The organism is Dechloromonas sp. A34 (assembly GCF_026261605.1).
Taxonomy (GTDB): domain Bacteria; phylum Pseudomonadota; class Gammaproteobacteria; order Burkholderiales; family Rhodocyclaceae; genus Azonexus.
In genome coordinates this window covers 2,508,246-2,530,313 of the sequence record NZ_CP102486.1, presented here as the reverse complement: position 1 = coordinate 2,530,313, position 22,068 = coordinate 2,508,246, and the positions used below count along the sequence as shown (strand labels likewise).

22 protein-coding genes are annotated in these 22,068 nt (G+C 63.1%); 14 read left to right on the top strand and 8 right to left on the bottom strand.

Annotated elements, in window-relative coordinates; all coding sequences use genetic code 11:
• Positions 1-83: 83 nt before the first annotated feature.
• The 7 genes from NQE15_RS12610 to NQE15_RS12580 all read right to left on the bottom strand — a co-directional run bounded on the left by NQE15_RS12610 (position 84) and on the right by NQE15_RS12580 (position 5,540).
• A complete protein-coding gene (locus NQE15_RS12610) occupies positions 84-584 on the bottom strand; it encodes an FKBP-type peptidyl-prolyl cis-trans isomerase (protein ID WP_265941795.1) in 501 nt (166 codons plus the stop codon).
• Complete coding sequence (locus NQE15_RS12605; protein ID WP_265950267.1) at positions 581-1,051, bottom strand: peroxiredoxin; 471 nt, start codon at positions 1,049-1,051, stop codon at positions 581-583. Before NQE15_RS12605 ends, NQE15_RS12610 begins: the two co-directional genes overlap by 4 nt.
• A 99-nt stretch (positions 1,052-1,150) precedes the next feature.
• Entirely contained in the window at positions 1,151-1,435 is a 285-nt protein-coding gene (gene ftsB, locus NQE15_RS12600; protein ID WP_265941793.1) for a cell division protein FtsB, read from the bottom strand.
• A 6-nt stretch (positions 1,436-1,441) separates the two neighbouring features.
• Positions 1,442-2,725 (bottom strand): phosphopyruvate hydratase, encoded by a 1,284-nt coding sequence (gene eno / locus NQE15_RS12595; protein ID WP_265941791.1) that lies wholly within the window; start codon positions 2,723-2,725, stop codon positions 1,442-1,444.
• A 36-nt stretch (positions 2,726-2,761) separates the two neighbouring features.
• The gene (locus NQE15_RS12590) at positions 2,762-3,070 is read right to left on the bottom strand and encodes a DUF1330 domain-containing protein (RefSeq protein WP_265941789.1); all 309 of its coding nucleotides are present in this window, start codon (positions 3,068-3,070) and stop codon (positions 2,762-2,764) included.
• A complete protein-coding gene (gene kdsA / locus NQE15_RS12585) occupies positions 3,067-3,903 on the bottom strand; it encodes a 3-deoxy-8-phosphooctulonate synthase (RefSeq protein WP_265941787.1) in 837 nt (278 codons plus the stop codon). Before kdsA ends, NQE15_RS12590 begins: the two co-directional genes overlap by 4 nt.
• Positions 3,900-5,540 (bottom strand): CTP synthase, encoded by a 1,641-nt coding sequence (locus NQE15_RS12580; protein ID WP_265941785.1) that lies wholly within the window; start codon positions 5,538-5,540, stop codon positions 3,900-3,902. Before NQE15_RS12580 ends, kdsA begins: the two co-directional genes overlap by 4 nt.
• Before the next feature lie 158 nt (positions 5,541-5,698).
• On the opposite strand from NQE15_RS12580, the gene NQE15_RS12575 reads away from it, so the two are divergent.
• The 10 genes from NQE15_RS12575 (at position 5,699) to NQE15_RS12530 (ending at position 14,200) form a co-directional block, all read left to right on the top strand.
• On the top strand, positions 5,699-6,643 hold the full coding sequence (locus NQE15_RS12575) for a dialkylrecorsinol condensing enzyme (RefSeq protein WP_265941783.1): 945 nt from the start codon (positions 5,699-5,701) through the stop codon (positions 6,641-6,643).
• Between the two features lie 64 nt (positions 6,644-6,707).
• A complete protein-coding gene (locus NQE15_RS12570; RefSeq protein WP_416336462.1) occupies positions 6,708-7,784 on the top strand; it encodes a beta-ketoacyl-ACP synthase III in 1,077 nt (358 codons plus the stop codon).
• Positions 7,777-8,172: a hypothetical protein gene (locus NQE15_RS12565; RefSeq protein WP_265941779.1), complete on the top strand. Its 396-nt coding sequence runs from the start codon at positions 7,777-7,779 to the stop codon at positions 8,170-8,172. The genes NQE15_RS12570 and NQE15_RS12565 overlap by 8 nt, the downstream gene beginning before the upstream one ends.
• Positions 8,169-9,164 (top strand): BtrH N-terminal domain-containing protein, encoded by a 996-nt coding sequence (locus NQE15_RS12560; RefSeq protein ID WP_265941777.1) that lies wholly within the window; start codon positions 8,169-8,171, stop codon positions 9,162-9,164. Before NQE15_RS12565 ends, NQE15_RS12560 begins: the two co-directional genes overlap by 4 nt.
• Positions 9,164-10,075 (top strand): ABC transporter ATP-binding protein, encoded by a 912-nt coding sequence (locus NQE15_RS12555; protein ID WP_265941775.1) that lies wholly within the window; start codon positions 9,164-9,166, stop codon positions 10,073-10,075. Before NQE15_RS12560 ends, NQE15_RS12555 begins: the two co-directional genes overlap by 1 nt.
• Before the next feature lie 3 nt (positions 10,076-10,078).
• Positions 10,079-11,311, top strand: a complete 1,233-nt coding sequence (locus tag NQE15_RS12550; RefSeq protein ID WP_265941773.1) for an ABC transporter permease — start codon at positions 10,079-10,081, stop codon at positions 11,309-11,311.
• Positions 11,308-11,577 carry a phosphopantetheine-binding protein gene (locus NQE15_RS12545; RefSeq protein WP_265941772.1) on the top strand — a complete coding sequence of 90 codons (270 nt, stop codon included), beginning with the start codon at positions 11,308-11,310 and terminating at the stop codon, positions 11,575-11,577. Before NQE15_RS12550 ends, NQE15_RS12545 begins: the two co-directional genes overlap by 4 nt.
• Entirely contained in the window at positions 11,574-12,653 is a 1,080-nt protein-coding gene (locus tag NQE15_RS12540; protein ID WP_265941770.1) for a beta-ketoacyl synthase N-terminal-like domain-containing protein, read from the top strand. The genes NQE15_RS12545 and NQE15_RS12540 overlap by 4 nt, the downstream gene beginning before the upstream one ends.
• Positions 12,650-13,324: a hypothetical protein gene (locus tag NQE15_RS12535; protein WP_265941768.1), complete on the top strand. Its 675-nt coding sequence runs from the start codon at positions 12,650-12,652 to the stop codon at positions 13,322-13,324. Before NQE15_RS12540 ends, NQE15_RS12535 begins: the two co-directional genes overlap by 4 nt.
• Before the next feature lie 18 nt (positions 13,325-13,342).
• Complete coding sequence (locus NQE15_RS12530) at positions 13,343-14,200, top strand: tetratricopeptide repeat protein (RefSeq protein WP_265941766.1); 858 nt, start codon at positions 13,343-13,345, stop codon at positions 14,198-14,200.
• An 83-nt stretch (positions 14,201-14,283) separates the two neighbouring features.
• Here NQE15_RS12530 and NQE15_RS12525 read toward each other — a convergent pair whose 3' ends face one another.
• Positions 14,284-15,498, bottom strand: a complete 1,215-nt coding sequence (locus NQE15_RS12525; protein WP_416336461.1) for a hypothetical protein — start codon at positions 15,496-15,498, stop codon at positions 14,284-14,286.
• Positions 15,499-15,755: 257 nt separating this feature from the next.
• On the opposite strand from NQE15_RS12525, the gene NQE15_RS12520 reads away from it, so the two are divergent.
• The 4 genes from NQE15_RS12520 (at position 15,756) to nadC (ending at position 22,011) form a co-directional block, all read left to right on the top strand.
• Positions 15,756-16,664 carry a histone deacetylase gene (locus NQE15_RS12520; RefSeq protein WP_265941762.1) on the top strand — a complete coding sequence of 303 codons (909 nt, stop codon included), beginning with the start codon at positions 15,756-15,758 and terminating at the stop codon, positions 16,662-16,664.
• Between the two features lie 105 nt (positions 16,665-16,769).
• Positions 16,770-19,499, top strand: a complete 2,730-nt coding sequence (locus tag NQE15_RS12515) for an ATP-binding protein (RefSeq protein WP_265941760.1) — start codon at positions 16,770-16,772, stop codon at positions 19,497-19,499.
• Between the two features lie 64 nt (positions 19,500-19,563).
• Positions 19,564-21,063, top strand: a complete 1,500-nt coding sequence (locus NQE15_RS12510) for an NAD(P)H-hydrate dehydratase (RefSeq protein WP_265941758.1) — start codon at positions 19,564-19,566, stop codon at positions 21,061-21,063.
• Between the two features lie 84 nt (positions 21,064-21,147).
• The gene (gene nadC, locus NQE15_RS12505) at positions 21,148-22,011 is read left to right on the top strand and encodes a carboxylating nicotinate-nucleotide diphosphorylase (protein WP_265941756.1); all 864 of its coding nucleotides are present in this window, start codon (positions 21,148-21,150) and stop codon (positions 22,009-22,011) included.
• The last annotated feature ends 57 nt before the right edge of the window (positions 22,012-22,068 follow it).

Here is a 22,068-nt window from a genome sequence, read left to right as displayed (position 1 = left end):
TCCGGCTCGAAAAAAACAATGCCCGTCGAAACGGGCATTGGAGTCGCTTGCGGAAACCCGCACCGGGCGGGCCTTAGGCCGGTTTAATGGCAGGTTTCGCCGTCGTCGTCCGGGTTGTGCACGTGGCCGTGTTCAATCTCTTCCGGGCTGGCCGGGCGAATCGAAGTCACCGTACAGGTGAAGACCAGGGCCATACCGGCCAGCGGATGATTGCCGTCGAGCACGACCTTGTCGTCGGCGATGTCGGTCACGCGGTAGATGACGAAATCGTCATCGCCGCCATCTTCCGGACCACCTTCGAACTGCATGCCGACCTGCAATTCCTTGGGAAAATCCTTGCGCGGTTCGATCTGGACCATCTCGGCGTCGTAGTCGCCAAAGGCTTCGTCCGGCTGCAGCTTGACCTTGATCGATTCGCCGACTTTCTTGCCCTGCAGGGCTTCTTCGATCAGCGGAAAAATGTCATCGTAACCGCCATGCAGGTAGACGAGCGGTTCGCGCCCTTCGTCGACGACCTCGCCATCAGGATCGGTAACGTGGTAATCGAGGGTGATGACGTTATCTTTGGCAACCTGCATGTTCATGAATTCATTTCCTTGACTAGGCGTAGCACATCCAGTGCATGGCCCTTGTAATTGACGTTGTAGAGCGCATGGCGGATATGGCCGGTGCGATCGATGATGAAGGTGGAGCGGACGATGCCGTATTTCTTGTGGCCATCCACCTCTTTGGCCTGCCAGACGCCGTACTGCTTGCAGACGGTACCCTCGGCATCCGACAACAAGTCCAGCCCGATGCCTTCCTTGTCGCGAAACTCTGCATGTTTTAGACAGTCGTCGCGACTGATTCCGAACAGGACGCAATCCTGCTCATGGAAATCTTCCTCGTGATCCGAAAAATCAGTCGCTTCCTTGGTACACCAGGGCGTCCCGTCCTTCGGGTAGAAGAAGAGCACGATATGCCTCTTCCCCTGAAAGTTTGCCAGATTGACAGTCTCCATATCGGCATCCGGCAACGCAAACGTCGGGGCTTTCTCACCAACCTTGAGCAGCATGTTGTTCTCCTGAAGCGCTCTGCGTGGGGGACTGCTGAGAACGATTCTAGCGGAGGCAATTGCCGATGACTACAGCGGCCGACGTCTTTATTTCGCTTATTTTCCCGGAACCTTTTCCGGGATCTGCACGAAAGTTTCGTCCTGCCGGACCATGCCCAATTCAAAACGGGCACGTTCCTCAATGGCATCGTAACCCTGTTTCAGGTCGCGGACTTCGGCATCGAGGCCCGCATTCCTGATTTCCAACTTCTTGGTCACTTCCTTCTGTTGCTGCAATTGACGGTCGTACTCCCATACCTTCAGCCAGCCGCCCTTGCCCACCCAGAGGGGATACTGGAGCAGGCCGATGGTTGCGAGGAGGCCGACCGTCAGCCAGCGCATCAAAAGTTAGCGCAGATTGTAGAAGGTTTCGCGGCCCGGGTAGGAAGCGGTATCGCCGAGATCTTCCTCGATGCGGATCAGTTGGTTGTACTTGGCGATGCGGTCGGAACGGGACAGCGAACCGGTCTTGATCTGGCCGGCATTCAGGCCGACGGCGATGTCGGCAATGGTGCTGTCTTCGGTTTCGCCCGAGCGATGCGAGATCACCGCGGTGTAACCGGCGCGCTTGGCCATTTCGACGGCGGCGAAGGTCTCGGACAAGGTACCGATCTGGTTGATCTTGATCAGGATCGAATTGCCGATGCCCTGCTTGATGCCTTCCTTGAAGATCTTGGTGTTGGTCACGAAGACATCGTCGCCGACGATCTGTACCGTTTTGCCCAGGCGGTCGGTGAGCAGCTTCCAGCCTTCCCAGTCGGCTTCGGACATGCCATCCTCGATCGAGACGATCGGGAATTGGTCGGCCAGGTTGGCCAGGTAATCGACGAACTGGGCCGAGGTCAATTGCAGACCTTCGCCAGCCAGGTGGTACTTGCCGTCCTTGTAAAACTCGGAAGCGGCGCAGTCGAGCGCGAGCAGCACGTCCTGCCCCGGCACGTAACCGGCGGTCTCGATCGCCTGCATGATGATCTGCAGGGCTTCGGCATGGCTGCCCAGGTTCGGGGCGAAGCCGCCTTCGTCACCGACGGCGGTCGAGTGGCCCTTCTTGTTGAGCAGCTTCTTCAGCGCATGGAAGATCTCGGCGCCGCAACGGATGGCTTCACGAATATTGGCGGCGCCGACCGGCATCACCATGAACTCCTGGATGTCCAGGCTGTTGTTGGCATGCTCGCCGCCGTTGATGATGTTCATCATCGGCACCGGCATCTGCATCGGGCTCATGCCACCGAAGTAGCGATAGAGCGGCAGGCCGGATTCTTCGGCGGCGGCCTTGGCGACGGCCATCGAGACGGCGAGGATGGCGTTGGCGCCGAGACGCGACTTGTTGTCGGTGCCGTCGAGGTCGATCAGGGTCTGATCGATGAAAGCCTGTTCCTGGGCATCGAGGCCGATGATGGCTTCGGAGATTTCCGTGTTGATGTTCTCGACTGCCTGCAGCACGCCCTTGCCGAGATAGCGGGCGGCATCGCCGTCACGCAGTTCAATGGCTTCGCGCGAACCGGTCGAAGCGCCAGAAGGAACCGCTGCCCGGCCCATGACACCGCTTTCCAGCAGCACATCGGCTTCAACGGTAGGGTTGCCACGGGAGTCCAGAATCTCGCGAGCAACAACATCAACGATAGAGCTCATATATCTTCCTTGTTTTCAGAAGGTTATAAATACAACTTAAATTAAACTCTCAACACCGGAAATAACCAGCATATTCATTTCGGCAGCGTTTTCGCGGGTTTTGCGAGCTGCCTGATATTCGGCGCAGTGATAAAACGATTTCGCCTGGTCGACCGAGTCGAACTCGACGATCACCATCCGTTGCGGTGGCGACCACTGGCCTTCGAGCACATCGGAGGCCCCGCCACGAACGATGAAGCGACCACCATATTGCTCGACCGCCGCCAGGGACAGCGGCTTGTACTGCTCATAGGCCGCTGCATCATGGACCTTGGCTTCGGCAATCAGGTAGCCTTTGACACTCACTTCAATTCCTCGAAGCCACCAGCCTTCACCGCCTTGTCGAGGGCGACCAGGGTCGCCAACAGGCTTTCCATGCGCTCCAGATGCCAACTGTTCGGGCCGTCCGACCAGGCCTTTTCGGGACACGGGTGGGTTTCCATGAACAGACCGGAAATGCCGACGGCGACCGCGGCACGGGCCAGCACCGGCACGAACTCGCGCTGACCGCCCGAGGTGGTGCCCTGCCCGCCCGGCAACTGAACGCTGTGCGTTGCATCGAACACGACGGGGCAAGCGGTTTCGCGCATGATGGCCAGGCTGCGCATGTCGGACACCAGATTGTTGTAACCGAAGGACGCGCCGCGTTCGCAGACCATGAGGTTGTCGGCGCCGTTATTGACCTCTCGCGCCTTGTCGACGACATTCTTCATGTCGCCCGGCGCCAGGAACTGGCCCTTCTTGATATTGACCGGCTTGCCGCAGGACGCGACGGCATGGATGAAATCAGTCTGCCGGCAGAGGAAGGCTGGCGTCTGCAGCACATCGACGACGGCGGCAACTGGCGCGATCTGGTCGATGTCGTGGACGTCGGTCAATACCGGCACGCCGATCTGGCGCTGCACTTCCGACAAAATGCGCAGGCCTTCATCGATACCGAGACCACGCACCGACTTGCCGGAGCTGCGGTTAGCCTTGTCGTAGGAGGCCTTGAAAATGTAATTTATGCCGAGTCGGGCGCAGACTTCCTTCATATGGCCGGCGACGTCAAGGCACAGTTGCTCGGATTCGGCCGTACACGGGCCGGCGATAAGGAAAAAAGGCTGGTCAAGACCAGCCTCGAAACCACAGAGTTTCATTTGCCTTTTGCCTGTTGATTAGCCAGTGCCGCCTTGACGTAAGACGTAAAGAGGGGGTGGCCTTGACGCGGGTTGGAGGTAAATTCCGGGTGGAACTGGCAACCGACAAACCACGGATGCACGTCGGCCGGCAATTCGACCATTTCACACAGATCGGTGCCCGGCGCGCGGCCGGCGACCTTCAGACCCTTCTCTTCAAGTTGGGCGAGCAGCGTGTTGTTGACTTCGTAGCGGTGACGGTGACGCTCGGTGATCTCGGCGGCGCCGTAGATTTCCCGGGCCAGCGAACCTTCGGCCAGTTTGCAGACCTGGGCGCCGAGGCGCATGGTGCCGCCGATATCGGAATCCTCGCTGCGCTTTTCAATCTTGCCGGACGCGTCCAGCCACTCGGTAATCAGACCGATCACCGGATACGGCGTGTCCTGCACGAACTCGGTGGAATGTGCGCCTTCCATGCCGGCCACGTCACGGGCGAACTCGACGACGGCCAACTGCATGCCGAGACAGATGCCGAGATAGGGCACCTTGTTCTCGCGGGCATAGCGGATCGCGGCAATCTTGCCCTCGGTACCGCGCCGGCCGAAACCACCCGGCACCAGAATGGCATCGATACCCTTGAGCACGCCACAGCCGGTCTTCTCGATATCTTCCGAATCGAGATAGATGATATCGACCTGGCAGCGGGTATGAATCCCTGCGTGCTTGATGGCCTCGATCAGCGACTTGTAGGACTCGGTGAGATCGACATACTTGCCGACAAAGGCGATCTTGACCGTGTTCTTGGGGTGCTCGAGCGCATCGATCAACTTGTTCCAGATCGACAAATCGGCTGCCTTGGCCAGGATGTTCAGCTTGTGGCAGACGATTTCGTCGAGCATCTGCTCGTGCAGCATGGCCGGGATCTTGTAGATCGAATCGGCATCGAGACATTCGATGACGGCTTCCGGCATGACGTTACAGAACAGCGCAATCTTGCGGCGTTCCTCGACCGGAATCGAGCGATCGGCGCGGCAGAGCAGGATGTCCGGCTGGATACCGATTTCACGCAGTTCCTTGACCGAATGCTGGGTCGGCTTGGTCTTCAGCTCGCCGGCGGTCGGGATGTAGGGCAACAGCGTCAGATGCATGTAGCAGACGTTGTTGCGGCCTTCCTGGATGCCCATTTGGCGGATGGCTTCGAGGAAAGGCAGCGACTCGATGTCGCCGACCGTGCCGCCGACTTCGACAATCGCCACGTCGGCACCTTCGGCGCCGGCCTTGATCTTGATCTTGATCTCGTCGGTAATGTGCGGAATGACCTGCACCGTCTTGCCGAGGTATTCACCGCGGCGTTCCTTCTTGATCACGGTGTCGTAGATCTGGCCGGTGGTGAAGTTGTTGCGCTTGGTCATCTTGGCGCTGGTGAAGCGCTCGTAATGCCCCAGATCGAGATCGGTCTCGGCGCCGTCCTCGGTGACGAAAACCTCTCCGTGCTGAAAGGGGCTCATCGTGCCGGGGTCGACGTTGATGTAGGGGTCAAGCTTGAGGTGGGTAACCTTGATGCCGCGGGATTCCAGAATGGCCCCGAGCGATGCGGCGGCGATGCCTTTGCCCAATGAGGACACGACACCGCCGGTAACGAAAACGAATTTGGTCATGGAAAGACAGGCTGCGGGAAAGCCGAATGATAGCCGAAAACCGCAAAAACCCCCAAGCCTCGCGACCGACATCGATATTCCAGCCGAGTTCCGCACGACCACGGTAATTTCTCCCCGATTTGCTAGAATCGCGGGTTACCCAGCCACCAGAAACCAGCTTGAAACACGTTCTCGTCATCAATTATTCGCAAACCGGACAACTCGCCGACATCACGGCGCAGGTGATCGCCCCGCTGCGAGCCGCCGGGCACGACGTGCATCTCGAAACCCTGGTGCCGGAAACGCCCTTCCCGTGGCCGTGGCCAATCGTCGATTTCGTCGACGCCTTCCCCGAGTGCGTGCAGCTTGATGCACCGCCACTTAAGCCCCTGGGGATTCCTGCCAGCCGCGAGTTTGACCTGGTGATCCTGACCTATCAGGTCTGGTACCTGTCGCCCGCCCTGCCGATGACAGCCTTTCTGAAAAGCCCGGAAGGCCGGCAGCTGATCGACGGCAAACCGGTGATCACGCTGGTCGCCTGTCGCAACATGTGGCTCTCGGCACAGGAGACCATGAAACGGCTGATCGCCGAAGCCGGCGGTCAATTACGCGACCACCTGGCGTTTACCGATCAAGGTCACGCGCTGGCCACCTTCATCACCACCCCGCGCTGGGTACTGACCGGCCGCCGCGACCGGTGGCTCGGCCTGCCGCCGGCCGGCGTGGCGCCGGAAGAAATCCGCCAGGCCAGCCGTTTCGGCCGCGCCCTGAGCGATGCGCTCGACCGGGACGGCGAGAAATCCGGCACCGCCATGCTCACCGGCCTGCGCGCCACTACCGTCAATCCCCGCCTCGCCCTCAGCGAGCGCGCCGCCCACCGCGCTTTCAAGGTCTGGTCGAAGCTGATCCGCGCCTTCGGCAAACGCGGCCAGTGGCGGCGACGGCCGATGCTGCTCGTTTTTGCCCTGTACCTGATCACCCTGGTACTGACCGTCGTTCCCTTAAGCCTGTTGCTACAATGGCTGCTTTCTCCCCTGCTCAAGCCCCGGCTTGAACGACTCAAAACCGAGCTCGAACAACCTTCCGGCTCGCAGGACTTCAACCTGAACAAATATGCACAGTAGCGGCAAGGTTTACATCACGGGGACATCGGCATTTTTGCCTAATGCCCCAGTCGGCAACGAGGACATGGAAAACATCCTCGGCGTGGTCGGTGGCCGGCCTTCCCGCGCCCGCCGCATCGTGTTGCGCAACAACGGCATCCGCCAGCGCCATTACGCGATCGATCCGCTGACCGGCGAAACGACCCACACCAATGCCCAGCTCACGGCCGAAGCCGTGCGCGGTCTCGGGGTCGGCCAGACGATCGACTGCCTCGCCACCGGCACCACGATGCCCGACCAGCTGATGCCCAATCATGGCGTGATGGTTCACGGCGAACTGGGCATCCCGCCCTGCGAAGTGGTCTCCACCGCCGGCATCTGCGTTTCCGGCATCACCGCACTGAAGTACGCCTATATGTCGGTCCTCGCCGGCCTCGCCGAGAATGCCGTGGCCACCGGCTCGGAACAGGCTTCCGCCGTGCTGCATGCGCGCAATTTCGAGGCCGAATCCGAATTCCGCGTTGCCGAACTGGAAAACAATCCCGAAATCGCCTTCGAGAAGGATTTCCTGCGCTGGATGCTGTCCGACGGCGCCGGCGCCTTCCTGCTTCAGAACCGGCCGGCGGCCAGCGGCCTGTCGCTGCGCATCGAGTGGATCGACATCCTGTCGCAGGCCAACCATATGGACGTCTGCATGTATGCCGGCGGCGAAAAGCAGGCCGATGGTTCGCTGAAAGGCTGGAAAGCCTTCCCTGCCGAGGAATGGGCGGCGCGCTCGGTCTTTGCGGTCAAGCAGGACGTCCGGCTGCTCAACGAAAGCGTGGTCTACCAGACGGTCGGCAAACCGCTGGAAAAAGTCATGACCAGCCGCGGCCTGACTCCGGCCGATGTCGACTGGTATCTGCCGCACATGTCTTCCGAATATTTCCGACTGCCGATCGCCGACTGCATGGCCACCGTCGGCTTCACGGTGGCGCCGGAAAAATGGTTCACCAACCTGCACACCAAGGGCAACACCGGCTCGGCAGCGATCTACATCATGATCGACGAACTGCTGAAGAGTGGTCGACTGAAGGCCGGCGACCGCCTGCTCTGCTTCGTTCCCGAAAGCGGCCGTTTCACCGGTTCGTTGATGTACCTGACCGCAGTCGACCATGCTTGAGCGCGACGTTCCGCAGGAAGGCAACGTCACCCTCGGCGGTCATCGCAAGGCGGTCTATGCCCGCGGCGAGGACGGCAAGCTGCAGATCGTCCAGTCGGCCGGCTGGGAAGTCGAAGAAATCGTCACCCGCCAAGCCGTCGACGATCTCAACCGGCTGGCCGAAGATGCCCGCCAGCGGGTACTGGCCGGCCAGACCTCGACTCTCGAATATCACATGCACAAGGCGCGCATGGACGTGCCGCTGCTTTCCCAGACCACTGGCCTCTGGCAGTGGCGTATCCGCCGCCATTTCCGGCCCGCCGTCTTCGCCGGCCTGTCGCCGGCCCTGCTCGGCCGCTACGCCAGCGTGATGGGCATCAGCGTCGAGCAACTGAAAAAGGCCGAATGATGGAATTTCAGCACAGCCAGGCTTCCCACTGCGAAAGCGGCGTCATGTCGGCCATGCTGCGCCACCACGGCCTGCCGATCTCGGAACCGATGGCCTTCGGCCTCTCCTCGGCGCTGTCCTTCGCCTACCTGCCGATCATCAAAATCAACGGCCTGCCGCTGGTTTCCTACCGCATGCCGCCGAAGTTCATCATCAAGGGCCTGCAAAAGCCGCTCGGCCTAACCATGCGCTTCGAGACCTTCCGCGACCCGGTGGCCGGCACCCGGCGCCTCGACGAACTGCTGGCCGACGGCGAAGTGGTCGGCATGCAGACTTCGGTCTTCTTCCTGCCCTACATGCCGGAAGACCTGCGCTTCCACTTCAACGCCCACAACGTGCTGGCCTACGGCCGCGACGCAGCCAGCGGCGACTATCAACTGTCCGACCCGGTCTTCGAGACCACAGTCAGCTGCGCCGGCGAGGCGCTGCAAAAAGCCCGCTTCGCGAAGGGCGCACTGGCCCCGAAAGGCCTGCTCTATTACACCACCGGCAAGCCATCGACCCCGGACTGGACCAAGGTCATCCCCAAGGCCCTGAAAAAGACGACGCGCATCATGCTCGACACGCCGCTGCCAATCATTGGCGTGCGCGGCATCCGCCGGCTGGCCAACGCCATCGAAGGCCTGGCCGCCAAGAACGATCCGGCGCAGGCCAAGATGTTCATCGGCCAAGTCGTCCGCATGCAGGAAGAGATCGGCACCGGCGGCGGCGGTTTCCGCTTCATCTACGCTTCTTTCCTGCAGGAAGCTGCCGAACTGCTAGCCCGGCCGCGCCTTAACGAACTCTCGGAGAACCTCGTCGACATCGGCGACGAGTGGCGCGAATTCGCCCTTTCCGCCGCCCGCATGATCCGCGACCGCGAGCCCCTGGTCCCGGCCGCCCTGGCCGCCAAGCTGCGCCAGATCGCCGAGCGCGAGAAGGCATTCTTCCTCGACCTGCGCCGCGCTGCCTGATGCTGGCCATCGATGGCGTTTCGTACCGCTATCGCGCCGCCGCCAGCGAGGCGCTGCAAGCCGTTTCCCTCACCATCCCGGCCGGTGGCGTCTATGGCCTGCTCGGCCCGAACGGCGCCGGCAAGACGACGCTGATTTCGCTGCTCGCCGGCCTGCTGAGCACGACCAACGGCCGGATCACACTGGACGACCAGCCGCTGGCCGAAGCCCGCGCCGCCAATCCGCGGACCATCGCCCTGGTGCCGCAGGATTACGCCTTCTACCCGATGCTCGACGTCGGCGAGAACCTGGGCTTCTTCGGCGGCGCCCTCGGCCTGAGCGGGTCCAAGCTCAAGGCCCAGATCGACTCGGCCATCGCCTTCGCCCGCCTCGAACAGGTCGTCGGCAAGCGCGCCGAACAGCTGTCCGGCGGCCTGCGCCGGCGCCTCAACCTGGCCATCGGCCTGCTCGGCCAGCCGCAACTGCTGCTGCTCGACGAACCGACGGTCGGCGTCGATCCGCAGTCGCGCCACTTCCTGCTCGATTCGATCGCCGCCCTGCCCGCCGCCGGCACGACGGTGATCTACACCAGCCACTACATGGAAGAGGTCGAGGCCATCTGCCAGAAGATCGCCATCATCGACCAGGGCAAGGTCCTCGCCGAAGGCACCTTGAACGACATCCTGCGCAGCGCGGAACCTTCGCTCGAACTGCATCTCGGCCAGCCGCTGCCGGACGCCATCGCCACCCGCTACCAGGCGGTCGCCGAAAACACGCTGAAATACCGTCTCAGACTGCCCGCCACCGCCGCCCTGCCCCGCCTGCTCGACGAACTGGCGGCCGCCGGTTGCACGGTCAATAACCTGAACTTCGGTCAGCACAACCTGGAACAGGTATTCATGCAGCTGACCAAACGCTCCTTGCGGGACTGAACCATGTCACCCCGCCTGCTCGCCCTCTGGCTCAAGGAAACCATCGCGCTGACCCGCGACAAGCACGGCCTGCTGGCCCTCTTCATCATGCCGACCATTTTCATCCTGGTCATGACCATGGCGCTGCGCGACGCCTTCTCGCCGGGCACCACGATCGACGTCGCCTATGTCGTCGTCGATCTCGACCGGAGCATCCATTCGCAAGCCCTGATCAAGCGGCTCGACAAGGGGGCGGCCTTTCGGCGGCTGGACAGCGCCAACGATCCCGATGCCGCCCACCAGGACATCCTCGCCAAGCGCCAGGCGCTGGCCCTGGTCCTGCCCAAAGGTTTCGGCGAACGCCTGCTGACCCCGGCCGGGGCCGATGGCCAACCGACCGAGCAACTCCAGTTGCTGATCGACCCGACTCTGAACCCCGCCCTGCAGCTCGCCTTCCGCAACCAGATCATGGCCGCCCTCGGCGGCGTCCGCGCCGACGAACTGACCGTGCGCGCCGGCAAACTCTTCGGCCTGCCGACGGCGGCAACCGGCACGGCCGACAAGGACTGGCCCGACGAAATCCGCAGCATCGCGGTCAGGAACGACCGGAGCGCCCAACTGCCCTCCTCGGTGCAGCAGAACGTGCCGGCCTGGCTAATCTTCGCGATGTTCTTTGTGGTCATTCCGGTTTCCTCGATCTTCATCATCGAGCGCCAGCAGGGCACCCTGCAACGGCTGCGCGCCATGGGCCTGCCCTTTCATCTGATCCTCGCCGGCAAGCTGCTGCCCTTCTTCCTGGTCAATCAGGTGCAGGCGGTGATGATGGTGCTGGTCGGCATCTTCGTCGTCCCGCTGTTCGGCAGCGAAGCGCTGGAAATACCCGACAGCCTGCCGCTGCTCCTCAACTGGTGGGCGGTCTCGGCCGCCGTCAGCCTCGCCGCCGTAGCCTGGGCGCTGCTCATCGCCAGTCTGGCCCGCACCTCGGAACAGGCGACCATCGTCGGCGGCATCGGCAACATCCTGATGGGCGCCATCGGCGGCATCATGGTGCCCAAATTCATCATGCCGGCCACCATGCAGAAACTGGCCGCCATCTCGCCGATGGCCTGGGGGCTGGAAGGCTTCCATAACGTGATGCTGCGCCACGGCAGCTTTGCCGACATCCTGCCCAACCTGCTCCAGCTGCTGGTCTTTGCCACCCTCGCGCTGCTCGCCGCCGTCTGGCTCAACCACCGCGACTTCGCCGCCCAATCATGAACGCTGCCCTCTGCCTTGAAATCAAAGCCCTGATCGTCGAAGCCTGCGACAAGGATTGTGACCCAGCCAGCATTACCGACGACGAACTGCTGTTCGGCCCGGAAGCGCCGCTCCAGCTCGACTCGCTCGACGCCCTGCAAGTCTCGATGGCGATCAAGAAGAAATACGGGCTGCGCTTGCCGGACAGCAAGGAAACCCGCCGCATCCTGTCCAGCGTCGCCAACCTCGCCGAACACCTCGACGCCTGGCTTGCCCGGCGCGCATGAGCCGCCCGGTCTATTTCACCGGCAGCGGACTACTCTGCGCCCGCGGCGATTCGCCGGCGGCCGTCGCCGACGCCCTGTGGACGGGCGATTGGGCAAGCAGCCAGCGCCGGCTCGGCGAGCGCGAATTTCCCTACTTCAGCCTGCCGCTGGCTGAACCCAACTGGCTGGCCCGCGCCGAGCGGGCCATCGGCTGCATCGCCGCCCAGCTTGGCCCGCTGCATCCCGGCGCCCCGCTCTTCGTCGCCTCCTCGTCCTTCCAGATCGGCCATTTCGAGCAACAAGGCGCTCCCTGCGACCTGCCCGCCGCCAATGCCGAATTCAGCCGGACCATTGCGGACTGGCTACAACTCGCCGGGCCGCGCTACAGTCTGTCCAATGCCTGCATTTCCGGCTTTTCCGCAATCGATGCGGCACGCAGTCTGATCGCGGCCGGCCAGATCGACGAGGCCGTCATCGTCGGCATCGAGCTCGCCAACAATCTGACCCTGGCCGGCTTCGCCGCCATGGAGCTGCTCTCGCCGAGCGCCTGCCGGCCGTTCGACGCCCGCCGCGACGGCCTGGTCCTCGGCGAAGCGGTCGCCGCCCTGCGCCTCTCGGCCACGCCCGGCCGCTGGCGCATCGCCGGCCTGTGCACCGGGATCGATGCCTATTCGATGACCGGCCCCGATCCCGAAGGCGGCCCGCTGGCGGCCGTGATCGCCGACTGCCTGCATGAGGCAGGCCTGACGCCAAGCGACATCGAACTGCTCAAACTGCAGGCCGCCGGTTCGCCCGGCACCGACCTCGCCGAAGCCAACGCCCTGCGCCGGGTTTTCGCCCAAGCCATGCCGCCACTGCTCTCGCTCAAGTCGGCGCTCGGCCATACCCTGGGCGCCAGCGGCATCGCCGAAGCGGCCGCCCTGATCGCCTGCCTCGATAGCGAGCGAATTCCAGCCACCGCCGGCTTTGCCGATCCCGATCCGGAAATTGGCCTGCAACCGACCACGACACGCTGCACTGCCCCGGTCAAACGCGCCATGCTCAATCTGGTCGGCTTCGGCGGCGGGCTGGCCACGATGATCGTCGAGCGCCGATGATCTACCTGACCTCCGCCTTCAGCCAGCACCTCGCCGCCGACGAGCTGCCGAGTGCCGTCCGCACCGCGCTCGGCAAACCGCTGCGCCGTGCCGCCCCCCTGACTCAACTGGCGCTGCTCGGGGCCCTGGCCAACCTGCCCGCCGAGCGCCGCCACCTGCCAACCGCCCTGCTCTGGCAATCGACCCATGGCCCGCGCCAGGAGACCCAGGCCATGCTCGACGAACTCTACGCCGGTGGCGGCGAACCGATGCCCTTCGAGTTTCTGGCCACCCAGCCCGTCCTGGCCGCAGTCCAGATCCAGCCCTTCCTCCCCGGCCTGCGCTCGGCCATGCACTTCCCGCTCGATACCGCCGGTCTCGCCAACTGGTCGCTGCTCCTCGCGCTGGCCGGCAACTGGCTGGCCGAAGGTCGTTACGCGCAAGTCCTGTGCGCCCATCTCGACAGCACAGCGGATGGCGCCGTCGGCCACTGGCTGGCCCTCGCCGGCACCCGTCTGGAAACCGCCCGGGCTTGCTTGCTGCCAACGACTGCGAACGTCCCCGCGGCCGTGCCCGACACCCCGGATTTCCCCGCTCTGGTTGCCAATTGGCTGAATCAGCCGACGGCTGCCAGGCTGCACCTGCAATCGCCCGACAGCCCCCGGCTGGCAGTAGAATTCGCGACACTCTAACTATTACAGGTTCCCGCCATGTCCCAATTTGCCTTTGACGTTTCCATTGAGGAATTTGAAACCAAGGTCCTGCTGCCGGCCCAGGACGTGCCGGTCGTCGTCGACTTCTGGGCGCCGTGGTGCGAACCCTGCAAAGCCCTGAAGCCGATACTGGAAAAGCTGGCCGAGGAATACCAGGGCCGCTTCCTGCTGGCCATGGTCAATTCCGACGAGAACCCGGAACTCGCCCAGCACTTCGGCGTGCGCAGCATTCCCTCGGTCAAGGTCCTGTTCCAGGGCCAGTTGGTCGATGAATTCAATGGCGCCCTGCCCGAAAGCCAGATCCGCGAATTCCTCGACCGCTTCGCGCTGCCCGCCGCGGCCGGCGGCAACCTGCGCGAGGAAGCCGCTGCCCTGGTCGCCGATGGCAAGCTCGAAGAAGCCCTCGCCAAGCTGGTCGAAGCCAGCAAGGCCAAGCCGGAAGACCAGGCCATCCAGCTCGACGCCGTCGACGTGCTGATCCAGCTCGGGCGCAGCGACGAAGCCCAGCAGCTGTTGTCCGGCGAATACACCCAGGAAGCCGCCCGCGCCAATGCCCTGCGAGCCCGCCTGGCGCTGGCCGCCGGTGCCGCCGATACGGCCGAACTCGAAGCCAAACTGGCCGCCAACCCGGCCGACCACGCCATCCGCCTCGACCTGTCCCGCGCCTACGCCGCGCAGAGCCGTTTCCGCGAAGCGATGGAAGCGGCGCTCGAAGTCGTCGTCCGCGACCGTTTCTTCGAGGAAGGCGCCGGCCGCAAGGCGCTGCTGCAACTGTTCGAAGCGCTCGGCGGTAGCGACCAGTACGACGACCTGATTCGCGAATTCCGCCGCAAGATGTCGGCAGCGCTCAACTGAAAAGCGGCGAGCGGGCCGGCCCTTCCGCCGATTTCACCGGCCCGCGCCCCACTCGATCAATTTGCGGACATCCGTCGTCGCCTCTATTCCGCCCGGCTCAGGCGTAGTCTTCGGGCGATGCTGCACCAGTGTTTGGGGTCTTCGTAGCCGGTGGCACCCCATCGGGCATAGTGCGGTTTGCCACAGGCAAGCACCCGGATGCGCTGCATGTCGAGTTCGCTAAAGGGAACGCCCCACAAGCAATTGGCCGCGTCGTAAGAGGCGCAGGCCGGATTGCCGTCCGCCATGATCCGGTAAACCAGCCTGCCACCGTTCGGCGCCGGGAAATCATGGGCCAGCCAGCCCCGGTTCGGCGAGGCGCGTTCGCGGGCGATTCTTTCTGCCTCGGCCGCTCTTGCCTTTTCGGCCGCAAGCCGTTCGGCTTCCGCCTTTTCCCGGGCCACTCTGTCGACATCGGCCTGGAGTCTGGCCTTTTGTATGGCCAGCCGCTCGGCTTCAAGTCTCGCTTTCTCGATGGCGATTTTCTCCGCTTCGGCCTGTTGGCTCGCGCGATCGCGGGCCAACCTCTCAGCCTCCTGCGCCTTGGCTTTGTCGGCGGCGACCCGGTCAGCTTCGGCTTTTTCCCTCGCCCGTTCCTGAGCCAGCCTGTCCGACTCGGCGGCTTTGGTTTGTTCTGCGGCTATTCTTTCCTGCCCTGCAGTCTCGACTGCATTTCGATATGCCCAGTATCCACCGACTGCGAGCAGGATGGCCGCCATCGCGAGCGCAACGATAATGCCCACATTATTCTTTGCCGCCGGTGCGACCCGAGCCGATATGACATCGGCTGTCCCGGTCGGCTGCCGTGCCTGAGCCAGCGCCTTGTCCGGCGCGCCACCATCCTGCTTTTGCAGTGTGGCCACATACGGGCTGAGCGCCTTGATCAGTACCTGGACATCAGAGTCCCAGCGCGCGTGCGTCAACTCGACGCCGTTACGAAATGTTAGTTCCTTCAGGTCATCGGGCAACTGTTCGGCGCGTGGCATACGCGCCCCGTGCACGAGTACCGGCACGACAGGAATATCACGCTTCAGGGCGGAGGCGGTTTCGAGGCGAACGAAATCCATCGGGTCGTCGAGCCGGAGCCGACCTTCCTCGTCCTTGGCATCGGTCCAGCTCTTGCCGATGATGGCCAGCAAAACACCGCAGGAGGCCACGTGTTCGTCGATGACGCGGCGAAAATCTCGTCCCGGCTCGATGCCGGCCACATCCATGAAGACGGTGTCCTCGCCAAAATGGTTGCTGAGATCGTCGAACAAGCGACCAGCCTGACCTTCGGAATCATCCCGGCGATAACTTATAAAAATGGCACGCATTGCGACCTCCTTGCCACGCTGGCCAGCACGCGACCGGGCAATCAATCGACCAGACGATCAGACCCGAGCCGGCGCCTCGTACTTCCTGCCGCTCAGACTCCAACCCGCCCGCCAAGTTCCATTCTGCATAGCGGCCAGGTAGCGGAACGAGGTGCTTCGACCGACAATGATTCCTTACCTTTTTTCCCGCCCCCTCCCCGATGAAGCTTTACTACACCGATGTCTTCGTACTACCCCTGCCAGCCGGGCACCGTTTTCCGATGGAAAAGTATTCCCGGCTCCGGCAGGCGCTGCTGGCCGGCGGCGAATTCGCCGCCGATGACTTCCATCTGCCGCACGCGGCGACCGACCAAGAACTGGCCCGCGCCCACGATCCCGACTACATCCGCCAGGTCGCCGCCGGCCAGCTCTCCGAAAAAGCTCAGAAGGCCATCGGCTTTCCGTGGAGTGAGGGGATGGTCGAACGCTCCCGCCGCTCCGCCGGCGCCACCATATGCGCCTGCCGGAATGCCCTGGTGGATGGCGTTTCGGCCAATCTTGCTGGTGGCACCCACCATGCCTTTCGCGATCGCGGCGAAGGCTTCTGCGTTTTCAACGACGCCGCCGTCGCCGCCCGCGCCATGCAGGCTGAAGGACGGGCCGAGCGGGTTCTGGTGATCGATTGCGACGTTCATCAGGGCAACGGCACAGCCAGCATCCTGGCCGGGGACGACAGCATCTTCACGTTCTCGATCCATGGCGCCCGCAATTTCCCGTTCGCCAAGGAACGAAGCGACCACGACATCGAATTGCCGGATGGCTGCGCCGACACCGCCTATCTGCTGCGCCTGGACGAAGGGCTCGACATCGCCTTCGACCTCGCACGTCCCGATCTGGTGATTTACCTGGCCGGCGCCGACCCCTACCGGGACGACCGCCTGGGCCGCCTCGGTCTCAGCATCGACGGCCTGGCCGAACGCGATCGCCGCGTCTTCAGCCGCTGTCAGGCGCACCGGACACCCGTCGCCATCGCCATGGCCGGGGGTTACGCCCGGAACATCGACGATACCGTGGCCATCCATGCCAACACCATCCGCTCGGCAAAATCGCTGTTGGACGTCATCCGCTGAACTGGCGGCGGTTGCCGGCAGACGGTGCACGGGCGACAATACGCCACCTGCCTCTTGCCATTGTCGCCATGACAACCGGGCTTTCGAGTCAGTCACGGGAAGACCATGAAGGCATCGCTCCGATTTTTCGACTGGCAATCACTGCGCACCCGGCTAACCATCGGGGTTCTGATCGTCAGTTTGGCCGTCTTGTGGGCCACGGCGCTGGCACTCAGCCAGTCCCTGCGTCGCGATATGGAAGCCACCATTTCGGCGCAGCAGTTTTCGACCGTTTCGCTGCTCGCCAAGGAAATTGACCGCTCCGTCCGCGAGCGGATGAGCATCGCCGAATCGATTGCCGGCAAACTTTCCCGTGAAATTTTACAAACGCCCGATGCTACGCAGGCCTATCTTGAGCAGCACGATGTCCCGCCCAGCATTTTCAACTGGGGCATCATCATCATCGATGCCTCCGGCCGCGCTATCGCCAGCATGCCCCAGCGACTCAACCGGCGCGGGGTTGATTTCAGCGCATACGTCGGCGTGCAGGAGACCCTGCGCCAGGGACGCAGCACGATCACCGATCCACTAGTCAGTCAACATAGCCAGCAACCCGTGGTCGGCATGCTGATACCGATTCACGCCCCGGAAGGAAAGGTGATCGGCGCGGTGATCGGTGTCACCAATCTGGCTGAACCCAATTTTTTCGATGAAATCAGCGCCGCCAAGTACGGCAATACCGGTGACTTTCTGGTGACAGCGCCAGTCACCCGGGTTTTTGTCGCCTCTTCCGACAAGCGCCGGGTCATGAAAGCCGGGCCACCGCCCGGCCTCAATCCGGTATACGACCGCTACATCGATGGTTACGAGGGCTCCGGCGTCGCCCGCAGTTCGCGCGGCGTCGTCGAGCTTTCCTCCAGCAAGCGCATCGCCTCCACCGGCTGGCTGATGCAGTCGGTCCTGCCAACCGACGAGGCTTTCGCCTCGATCCGCGCCATGCAGCGCCACCTGATCCTGATCTCGCTGGCCCTGAGCATCCTCGCCACATTGATCAGCTGGTGGTGGCTGCGCCGGCAACTGGCGCCCTTGACCGAGGCTGCCGCAATGATAGGCGAGATGCGCGATGGCACTATCCCGCGCCAGCCGCTACCAGTCCGGAAAATGGACGAAATCGGCCAGCTGACCACCGCCTTCAACGGCCTCCAGGACGCCATCGTCGCCGAAGAGGCCCGCGCCGCCGACCACGCCGCCAACACCCGCCTGCGCCGCATCGTCTCCTATATTCCCGGGGTTGTTTTTCAATACCGGCTGAATCCGGACGGTGATGGCAGCTTTCCCTTCACCAGCGACGCCATCTCGGATATCTATGGCGTAACGCCGGAGGAAATGGGAAAAAGCTCGGCGGCCATCCGGAAAATGGTGCATCCCGACGATACGCAACGCTTCTTCGAGTCGCTGCAAGCATCGGCCGAGACCTTGAGCCCGTGGCGCATAGAGTACCGGATCAATCACCCTGATGGCCGCCTCAAATGGCTGTTGGTCAATGCCGTCCCGGAACGGGGCAGCGACGACGGCATCATCTGGTACGGCTTCATTGCCGACATCACCGAGACCAAGGCCATGGAGGCCGAGTTGCGGCAAGCCCTGGCCGACCACAAGCGCAAGGATGAAGAGATCGAGCGCTATCGCGACCATCTGGAGCAACTGGTCCGCCAGCGCACGGCCGATCTCGAACTCGCCCGCGCCGAAGCCGAGCGCCTGGCCCGGATCAAAAGCGATTTCCTGGCCAATATGAGCCATGAAATCCGGACGCCGCTCAATGGAGTTCTCGGCATGGCCCATATTGGTCGGCGCTCGAGCGCCGAAGACAGCCGGGCCCATGAGGCATTCGACAAAATCATCAGTTCCGGCACCCTGCTACAGGGCATCATCAACGACATTCTCGACCTCTCGAAAATGGATGCCGGGATGTTGAAGATTGAATCGACCCGGGTCGATCTTCCCGCCATTCTCAACGAAATGCTGGAAATGATGCGCGAGCGGGCAAGCGGCAAGGCTATCCGACTCGAATTGCAGCTGGCAGAAAATCTCCCGCCAAGCTGCCAGAGCGACCCGCTACGCCTGCGCCAGATTCTGCTCAACCTGCTGTCCAACGCAGTTAAATTCACCGAATCCGGCAAAGTGGCGGTGGAGATGGCGCTCGATGAAAGCCAGAATCAGCTGGTGACACGCGTCAGCGACACCGGCATCGGCATCTCGGCCGAGCAAATCAAGACCATCTTCAATCCGTTCGAGCAGGGCGACAACTCGACGACCCGGAAATTCGGCGGAACCGGCCTCGGGTTGGCGATCACCGAACGCATCGTCCGATTGATGGGCGGTTCGATCAAGGTCGACAGCGTACTGGGCGCGGGGAGCACTTTCGAGGTCCGCCTGCCCTATCGCGCCAGCCTGAAGCTACAGGCCGGCACATCGAGCGCGCCGATCGATGTGCCCTCTCATGGCCAGAAGCCGCTGGCCGGCATCAAGGTGCTGATTGCCGAAGACAACGAGATCAATCAGGAAATCCTGCGCGAAAATCTCGACGAAGACGGTGCCAGCATTACCATGGCCAGCGATGGGCAACAGGCCGTGGACAACGTGCGCCAGAACCCACCTGGCTGCTTCGACATCGTCCTGATGGACATCCAGATGCCGGTCCTCAACGGCTATGACGCCGCCTCACAGATCTCCGCCCTTGCCCGGGGCTGCCGATCATCGGCCAGACGGCGCATGCCCTGCCAGAGGACCGGGAAAGCTGCCTGGCCAGTGGCATGGTCGATCACATTGCCAAACCGATTGATCCCGCCGCGCTGACGGCGCTGATCCTCAAGCACACCGCCGGCAAACGCCAACTCTCCCCGCTCTCTCTGGCCCCATGATGACCTCCCTCTATCTCAGCCCCAGCCTCCGCCTGATCGAAACTGGACACCGCCACGAGCCCCTGATGCAGCGGGCCGGCAGCGCCGCCGCCGCCTGGGCGTCCGAACTGGTCAGGCGCTGCAACCGGCCAATCCTGGTCCTGGCCGGCCCCGGTAACAATGGCGGCGATGCCTTCGAAGCGGCCCGCCTGCTGCGCGAGCTATTCTTCGATGTGCAGGTGTGCTTTGCCGGCGATCCGGCCAAATTGCCCAACGATGCCCGTGCCGCCCACCAGCGTTTTATCGATACCGGCGGCGTGACCATCGACGACATCCCAACGCAATACGGCTGGTCGCTGATCATCGACGGCCTGTTCGGAATTGGCCTGACCCGTGCCCCGGAAGGCATATATGCAAAATGGATCACCGCCACCAATACCCAGGCGGCTCGCGACCGCTGCCCCGTGCTCGCCCTGGACTGCCCCTCCGGGCTCAATGCGGATACCGGCAACTGCCCCGGCGTGACGATTCGTGCCAGCCACACGCTGACTTTCATCGCCGCCAAACCCGGTCTGCTAACCAACGATGGCCCTGACCATTGCGGCGATCTTCGCGTAGCCAAGCTCGATCTGCTCCCGGAAAATGAGCTCGCGCCGGATGGCCGCCAGCTCAGCCTGGCGGATTTTTCCGAACACCTCAAACCCCGGCGCCAGAATAGCCACAAGGGCAGTTACGGCGGCATCGGCATTCTCGGCGGAGCCCATTCAATGGTCGGGGCGGCATTTCTGGCCGGGCGCGCTGCCGTCAAGCTGGGCGCCGGCAAGGTATACGTCGGACTGATGGAGCACCAGCCCCCGGGCTTCGATCCCGTTCAGCCGGAACTGATGTTCCGCCGACCGCAGGCCCTGCTCCAGGCCGAACTCAGCGCCCTGGCCTGCGGCCCGGGGATGGGCATGTCGCTCGATGCCGGCGAGTTGCTGGAAACGGCGCTCGGCCTCGACCTGCCACTGGTCCTCGACGCCGACGCCCTCAATCTGGTCGCCAGCGAGGAGAGCCTGCAAACCGCTCTGGCCAGCCGGCGCACGCCGGCGATCCTGACGCCGCACCCAACCGAGGCAGCCCGCCTGCTCGAGTGCACGACCGCAGAAGTACAGGCCGACCGCATCGCCGCCGCTTACGAAATCGTCAGCCGTTACCACTGCCATGTGGCGCTGAAAGGCTGCGGAACGGTGGTTGCAACGATTGGCGGCGATTGGTGGATCAATCGTACCGGTAACCCGGGAATGGCGACGGCCGGTTCCGGCGATGTCCTGACCGGCATCGTCAGCGCCCTGCTCGGCCAGGGCTGGCCGGCCGAAAAGGCGATATTGTGCGGCGTGCATCTGCACGGGGCAGCGGCCGACCGACTGGTCGCCAACGGCCTCGGGCCGATCGGCCTGACCGCCAGCGAACTGATCGATGCCGCCCGCCAACAGTTGAACGAATGGGTTCGTTCAACTGCCAGCGTAGCACCCCGCTGACCGGAAATACCGCAAACAACCGACGGACACCGCTGCGTTCCAAACGTTACAATTCGCCCTCTCCGCTCGCCACCGAAATATCCCATGCCTATCGAATTTGACCTCCCGCTTGCTCCCGAAATCGCCCGCAATGTCGATGCCGCGTTGACCGAAGATCTTGGGGCCGGCGACCTCACGGCCAGCCTGGTTCCCGGCGAGCGTCAGGTAAAGGCCACCGTCATTTCCCGCGAAGCCGGTGTTCTGTGTGGCACGGCCTGGTTCGACGAATGCATCAGACGGCTCGACCCGCAGGCTACGGTTAGCTGGCAGGCCGCCGATGGCGACCGGATCACTCCCAACCAGTTGCTATGCACCATCGACGCCAACGGTCGCGCGTTGCTTTCGGCCGAACGCAGCGCCCTGAATTTCCTGCAACTGCTGTCCGCGGTTGCCAGCAAAGCCCGCATCTACGCCGACGAGATCGCCGGCACCGGAGCGCAAGTGGTCGATACCCGCAAGACCCTGCCCGGCCTGCGCCTGGCCCAGAAGTTTGCCGTGCGCTGCGGCGGCGGTGGCAATCATCGCCTGGCGCTGTGGGATGCCATTCTTATCAAGGAAAATCATATCCACGCGGCCGGCGGTATCGCCCCGGCCATGGCGGCGGCGAAAGCCGTTGCGGCCGCGGCCGGAGCACGCTGCAAGTTCATCCAGATCGAAGTCGAATCGCTGGATGAGTTGCAATCCGCTCTGGCCGCTGGCGCAACGATGATCCTGCTCGACAACTTCACGCTGGAAATGATGCGCCAGGCGGCGGCGATCAATGCCGGCCGCGCCGTACTCGAAGCTTCGGGCAACGTCAGCCTGGAAACCATTCGCGCCATTGCCGAGACCGGTGTAGACCGCATATCGGTCGGCGCGCTGACCAAGGACGTCAAGGCCCTCGACCTATCAATGCGCTTCGTCGGCTAGGATTTAGCGCAGGTTGTCGTCATAATTACAGCTGACAAGTCGAACAACGATTGTATC

Bases quoted from the DNA above. Each gene is read 5' to 3' on its own strand.
- NQE15_RS12550 (WP_265941773.1), top strand. From the start codon at position 10,079: ATGTCACCCCGCCTGCTCGCCCTCTGGCTCAAGGAAACCATCGCGCTG.
- NQE15_RS12540 (WP_265941770.1), top strand. From the start codon at position 11,574: ATGAGCCGCCCGGTCTATTTCACCGGCAGCGGACTACTCTGCGCCCGC.
- NQE15_RS12560 (WP_265941777.1), top strand. From the start codon at position 8,169: ATGATGGAATTTCAGCACAGCCAGGCTTCCCACTGCGAAAGCGGCGTC.
- NQE15_RS12515 (WP_265941760.1), top strand. From the start codon at position 16,770: ATGAAGGCATCGCTCCGATTTTTCGACTGGCAATCACTGCGCACCCGG.
- NQE15_RS12580 (WP_265941785.1), bottom strand. From the start codon at position 5,540: ATGACCAAATTCGTTTTCGTTACCGGCGGTGTCGTGTCCTCATTGGGC.
- kdsA (WP_265941787.1), bottom strand. From the start codon at position 3,903: ATGAAACTCTGTGGTTTCGAGGCTGGTCTTGACCAGCCTTTTTTCCTT.
- NQE15_RS12520 (WP_265941762.1), top strand. From the start codon at position 15,756: ATGAAGCTTTACTACACCGATGTCTTCGTACTACCCCTGCCAGCCGGG.
- NQE15_RS12610 (WP_265941795.1), bottom strand. From the start codon at position 584: ATGAACATGCAGGTTGCCAAAGATAACGTCATCACCCTCGATTACCAC.
- NQE15_RS12555 (WP_265941775.1), top strand. From the start codon at position 9,164: ATGCTGGCCATCGATGGCGTTTCGTACCGCTATCGCGCCGCCGCCAGC.
- eno (WP_265941791.1), bottom strand. From the start codon at position 2,725: ATGAGCTCTATCGTTGATGTTGTTGCTCGCGAGATTCTGGACTCCCGT.
- NQE15_RS12530 (WP_265941766.1), top strand. From the start codon at position 13,343: ATGTCCCAATTTGCCTTTGACGTTTCCATTGAGGAATTTGAAACCAAG.
- NQE15_RS12545 (WP_265941772.1), top strand. From the start codon at position 11,308: ATGAACGCTGCCCTCTGCCTTGAAATCAAAGCCCTGATCGTCGAAGCC.
- nadC (WP_265941756.1), top strand. From the start codon at position 21,148: ATGCCTATCGAATTTGACCTCCCGCTTGCTCCCGAAATCGCCCGCAAT.
- ftsB (WP_265941793.1), bottom strand. From the start codon at position 1,435: ATGCGCTGGCTGACGGTCGGCCTCCTCGCAACCATCGGCCTGCTCCAG.
- NQE15_RS12510 (WP_265941758.1), top strand. From the start codon at position 19,564: ATGACCTCCCTCTATCTCAGCCCCAGCCTCCGCCTGATCGAAACTGGA.
- NQE15_RS12565 (WP_265941779.1), top strand. From the start codon at position 7,777: ATGCTTGAGCGCGACGTTCCGCAGGAAGGCAACGTCACCCTCGGCGGT.
- NQE15_RS12570 (WP_416336462.1), top strand. From the start codon at position 6,708: ATGGAAAACATCCTCGGCGTGGTCGGTGGCCGGCCTTCCCGCGCCCGC.
- NQE15_RS12535 (WP_265941768.1), top strand. From the start codon at position 12,650: ATGATCTACCTGACCTCCGCCTTCAGCCAGCACCTCGCCGCCGACGAG.